The 5,219-nt window shown below is 61.3% G+C and carries 5 protein-coding genes; 4 read left to right on the top strand and 1 reads right to left on the bottom strand.

Annotation, left to right across the window (positions count from 1 at the left end):
* The 4 genes from Q0288_RS11280 to Q0288_RS11295 form a co-directional block, all read left to right on the top strand.
* Nucleotides 1–443 (top strand): molecular chaperone TorD family protein (locus tag Q0288_RS11280; protein WP_299430450.1); only part of this gene is annotated, 443 nt, incomplete at its 5' end.
* A complete protein-coding gene (locus Q0288_RS11285; protein WP_299430452.1) occupies nucleotides 424–2,721 on the top strand; it encodes a molybdopterin-dependent oxidoreductase in 2,298 nt (765 codons plus the stop codon). The genes Q0288_RS11280 and Q0288_RS11285, both read left to right, overlap by 20 nt.
* Nucleotide 2,722: 1 nt before the next feature.
* Nucleotides 2,723–3,304, top strand: coding sequence for a 4Fe-4S dicluster domain-containing protein (locus Q0288_RS11290; protein ID WP_299430454.1), 582 nt, complete (start codon nucleotides 2,723–2,725; stop codon nucleotides 3,302–3,304).
* Nucleotides 3,301–4,095: a hypothetical protein gene (locus Q0288_RS11295; RefSeq protein WP_299430456.1), complete on the top strand. Its 795-nt coding sequence runs from the start codon at nucleotides 3,301–3,303 to the stop codon at nucleotides 4,093–4,095. Before Q0288_RS11290 ends, Q0288_RS11295 begins: the two co-directional genes overlap by 4 nt.
* Nucleotides 4,096–4,136: 41 nt before the next feature.
* Here the strand turns inward: Q0288_RS11295 and Q0288_RS11300 are convergent.
* Nucleotides 4,137–5,219: ATP phosphoribosyltransferase regulatory subunit (locus tag Q0288_RS11300; RefSeq protein WP_299430458.1), on the bottom strand; the 1,083-nt coding region annotated here is incomplete at its 5' end.

Here is a 5,219-nt window from a genome sequence, read left to right on the forward strand (position 1 = left end):
CAGAAATGGCCGAGATAAAGGGTCTGACGCCACCTGAGCTTCCTCGGGCTGAAATGATTGATCTGCAGACCACCTATACCCGTCTGTTCGTAACCAATCCGGCTGGACTGCCCTGCCCCCCCTATGTGGGGATGGCCCTGGACGAAAAGCTGTTCGGGGATGGTTTTGATCGTCTGCTCGAGCTCTACCAGACCGCCGGCCTCGAGACCTCTCCCGACTGGCGCGATCTGCCCGACCACCTGGCCGTGGTAGGCGAGGCCATGGCTCTGCTCGAGACCAAGCCGGCGTTAGCCCAAAGCCTGGCCCTGGAGTATTTATACCCCTGGCTCAAGCGCTATACCCCAGCCCTGCAGGAAGCAGACACCACCCGTTTCTACAGCAGTGTTGCGGGGTTTTTACTTCAAGTTTTAGAAGAGGTGAAGCGTGAAACTACAAAGGCGTAGCTTTATCAAGCTATCGGCTGCTGCCGTAGGTGCGATGGGGGTGGGCGGCGTGGCTGTAATGTCCAACCGGGCCAAGGCCAGCCCCTGGTACCACAAAGAGGTCAAAACCGTCTATTCCATCTGTGAGAACTGCTTCTGGCGCTGTGGTGTCAAGGTCAGTGTGGTGGGAAACCGGGTCTACAAAGCTGATGGCTACAAAGAAAACCCCAAAAGCCGGGGTATGCTCTGCCCGCGGGGACAGGGCGCGCCTGCCCAGACCTATGACCCTGACCGGTTGAAAAAACCCTTGATCCGGGTGGAGGGCTCTGAGCGAGGCTCGGGCCAGTACCGTGAGGCCAGCTGGGAAGAGGCCCTGGACTATATCGCCAAAAAAATGCTGGCTCTGAAGGAGAGCCACGGTACCGAGAGTATCGCTTTCTTTGGGCACGGAACCGGCGATTTCTGGTTTGTGGACTTTCTGCCTGCGGCCTGGGGCAGCCCCAATGCGGCCAAGCCTTCGGTCTCGCTCTGCACCGCCCCGCGCGAGGTGGCCGCACAGTACACCTTTGGCCGAGCCATTGGCGGGCACGAGCCCATTGACTGGCCCAACAGCAAGTACATTGTCTTGATCGGGCACCATATTGGTGAAGATACCCACAACACCCAGTTGCAGGAGTTCAGTGAGGCCCGGAAAAACGGGGCCAAGTTAGTAGTAGTTGATCCACGATTCTCAACTGCTGCTGCTAAGGCCGATCGGTGGCTGCCGATCAAGCCTGGTACAGACACCGCCCTGTTACTGGCCTGGATTCATGTACTGGTAAGTGAAAACCTCTACGACCGCGAATATGTAGAGAAGTACACCCTGGGCATGGACAAACTGATCCCGCATGTCAAAGACTTCACCCCCGAGTGGGCGGAGCAGATCACCGAGATCCCAGCCGGAGTGATTCGCGATGTAGCTCGCGAGATGGCAGCACAAAAGCCCAGGGCCATCCTGCCTCCCACTCGGCACACGGTCTGGTATGGTAACGATACCCAGCGCATGCGGGCTTCGTATATTCTCAACGTGTTGCTGGGCAACTACGGACGCGAGGGCGGCTTTTATATTGCCATGCCGCCCTTCCTCGAGGCCTTCCCCACACCCCCGCTGCCCCTGGTGCCAGCCGCAGGTGGATGTGCCGGCCCTGCCGCCGTCACTGAGCAGCCCGAGGGTTTTAGACCCCGCGCTGATGCTGGTAAGTTCTTTGCCCAGTCCACCGCGATCCAGGAGCTGATCGAGCCCATGATCACCGGCAAGCCCTATCCCATCAGGGGCCTGTTTGCCTACGGGATCAGCATGTTTCATACCATTCCCAATGTGCCGCGCACCAGGGAGGCGATAAAGAACCTCGACTTATACGTGGCCATTGACGTGCTGCCCAAGGAGCACGTGATGTGGGCCGATGTGATCCTGCCCGAGGCTACCTTCCTCGAGCGCTACGACGATTTCGTCACGGTTGCCCACAAAACCCCCTTCGTACAGGCCCGCTTCCCAGCACACGAACCGCTCTGGGATACCAAGCCTGGTTGGTGGATTGCCAGAGAACTGGGCAAGCGGATCGGCCTCGAGCAGTTCTTCCCCTGGCAAACTTTCGAAGAATACCTCAATACCAGGCTTATGTCGGTTGGGCTTGACCTCGAGACCATGCGCCAGATGGGTACTATGGTGCAGCGCGGCCGACCCTGGCTTACCGACTGGGAAAAAGAGGGTCGCCTGCCCTTCAACACTACATCCGGCAAGATTGAAATCTACTCTGAAGCCTTTGCAGCAGCTGGTTTTGACCCCTTGCCAAAGTACGAGGAACCCCAGCCCGTACCCCAGGGCTATTACCGACTACTGTATGGCCGCAGCCCCGTACATACTTTTGCCCGTACCCAGAACAACCCCGTGCTAATGGAGCAGGAATCTACCAATGCAGTCTGGCTCAACACCGAAGAGGCAGCGCGGCTGGGCTTCAAGCGGGGCGACTGGGCATTCATGATCAATCCCGACGGAATGCGCGAAGGGCCACTGCCGGTTCGGGTTACAGAGCGCATACGTAAAGACGCGGTATACATTACCCACGGTTTTGGGCACAAGGGCAAGGGGTTGAGCCTGGCTTACGGGCGGGGGGCCTGCGATGCCCATCTCCAGAACCATTACACCCTGGACAGGATCTCCGGCGGAGCTGGTTTACGTAACAACTTTGTCAGACTGGAAAAGGCTCCGCGTCCCAGGCTCAGGAGCGTAGTCCAGATCATCCGCGAGAGGAGGGGTTAGTATGGCGCGCCTGGCAATGCTAATTGACCTTAAGGCCTGCGTGGGCTGTGCAGCCTGTTCGGTGGCCTGCAAGATGGAAAATGAAGTGCCTGTCGGTGGTTCGAGGCTGTGGATTCGCGAACGCGAGATGGGCACCTTTCCCAACCTGACCGTGGAGTACCGCCCCGAGCAGTGCGCCCACTGCGAGAACCCGCCCTGTGTCCCGGTCTGCCCCACCGGCGCGACCTACCAGAACGAAGAGGGCCTGGTGCTGGTGGACTACCACAAGTGCATCGCCTGCTCGGCCTGTGTGGCGGCCTGCCCCTACGATGCCCGCTTCATTAGCAAGGCTGGCTACGTTGAGAAGTGCACCTTCTGCGCCCACCGTCTGGCCAGAAACGAGGAGCCGGCCTGCGTAACCACCTGCCCCACTTACGCTCGAGTGTTTGGCGACCTCGACGATCCAGATAGTGATATCAACAAGGCCATCCAGGCCGCAGGGCAGGGCCATGTGCTGCGCCCCGAACTGGGCCTCAAACCCAAAGTCATCTATGTCAACCCGCCCTCCAAGCAGGGACTCACCCGTAAGGAGGCACAATTATGAGCGAGTTCTTCTACGGCATCCCCAACACCGAGCCCTTCTGGACCGGGCTAAAAACGCTTCACTACGTGCTGGTGGGGCTGGCCGGCGGTATGGCCGTGCTGGCGGCTATCCTGACCCTGCGCCAGCATCCCGACCGCAACCGGTACCTGTGGCTGGCCGGCCTCTTCATCCTGCTGGATATGTTTGTGCTCTGGGCGGGCTCGTCGGCCCGGTGGTACTTCAGCCAGTTCTGGCTTTTCCTCAGCTTTGAGCCGAGGGCCCCCATCTGGTGGGGCACCTGGGGCCTCTCCTCTGCCCTTGCGTCAGTAGGGCTTATCCTGCTCAAGACCTGGGTGCCGCTGCTAAAGCGCATCCCCGAGATGTTGCTGGGCACAGTCATGCTGGTGGGCGGCCTGGTTGCGCTGGCCTACCCCGGTATCGCCCTGGTGGTCAACGAAAACCGCCCGGTGTGGAATGAGATGATGCTGGTCATCTTCCCAGTCACCGCCCTGCTGATGGTGCTGGCGGTTGCGATGCTGTTAGGCAGTGCCTGGGCCAGGCGCTGGGAGGTCATGGCCGCAGCGGTAACAGTGGCCTTGCTAGTGGCCTACCCCCTCACCCTGCAGGGCGAAGCTCGAGAACACTTCATGCGCGAAGGGCTGCTGGTCTACGCGACAGCCGGGGTGCTGGTGGCGGTTGCGCTGGTACTGTTCCGCAACCCGCGCCTGGCGGCTGGGCTGGGCCTGGCCGGGGCGGTGGGGTTGCGCTGGATGCTGGTGCAGGTAGGTCAGATTCAGGCCCCTGGGCTCTAAACCTGACTTTAGCGGGCACTCCCCCTGGTGGGAGTGCTTTTTTACGTCTGTACTTCCTCGAGCCTCCCTTCCCGCGCCAGCCAGCGGATGCCCTTTTCCAGGGCATATTCGCGCAAATCTTTCAGGTCAGTCGTCCAGGCCAGCTCGACCCGCCTGCCTTCAGCCCGCAGGCGTCGGGCCATGGCCCGATCCAGCGCCAGTACCTCGGGGGGTGTGGCGGAAAAGGGCGGACGCAGGGCCTCGATCACCCGCTCCAACCCCAGGGCAAAACCCGCCGCATAGGGCAGCATGGCCCCATCGTAGCGGCCCCCGCCCAGCAGGGGCAGGCCAAAGTCGGGGGTGTAGGCCTGGAAATTGAGACCGGTGTAAAAGGTCAGGAGCCGGGCCCGGCCCAGGTCGAGGAGCAGGGGCACCTCGGGCAGCAGGGCCAGGACGGCCTCGAGCCAGTCCAGACCAGCCTGAGCGCGGCCCGCCAGCGGCAGCTTGCGGGCTTCCTCCAACACCCCACGCCCCCCATAAAGGTCGGGTAGGGCCAGAATCGCTTGTTGCAAACCGGGATGAACCTGGTACTCCTTCAGCAAAGAACCCAGTTCGGGGCTGTTTTTGCGGTGGATGGCCTGGCGCAACAGCTCTTGCTGCACCTCCGATAAACCTGTCGAATCCAGCAAATCCCGCACCAGCGCGGGCAGCCCCACTTCAATTTTGGCCTCGGAAAAACCAATCAGCCGCAATGCCTCCCAGGCCAGTTCCAGCACCTCGGCATCGGCCTGGGGGCTCGAGACCCCAATCAGCTCGGCCCCCACCTGGCTAAACTCGCGGCTTCGACCCAACTCCGCATTGGCCTCCCGCAGCCAGAGGGTTCCGGCATACTGCATTCGCTCTGGCTGACCAGAGGTAAGCCGACCGTTGCTGCGCAAAAGCCCGGCCACCGCTGTGGTGAACTCCGAGCGCAACGCCAGCACCTCGCCGGACTTGTCCACCAGCTTGAACGAGCGCTCCGCCAGGGGGTGCTGGGGATCGTAGACTTCCAGCGCAGGTAACTCCACCGGCTCGTACCCCCAGCCATACAGCAGTCCTGCCAGCCGCTCCTGCAGTTCGCGGCGCAGGCGGGCTTCGGGGGGTAG

Source organism: uncultured Meiothermus sp. (genome assembly GCF_937863175.1).
Lineage (GTDB): Bacteria > Deinococcota > Deinococci > Deinococcales > Thermaceae > Meiothermus.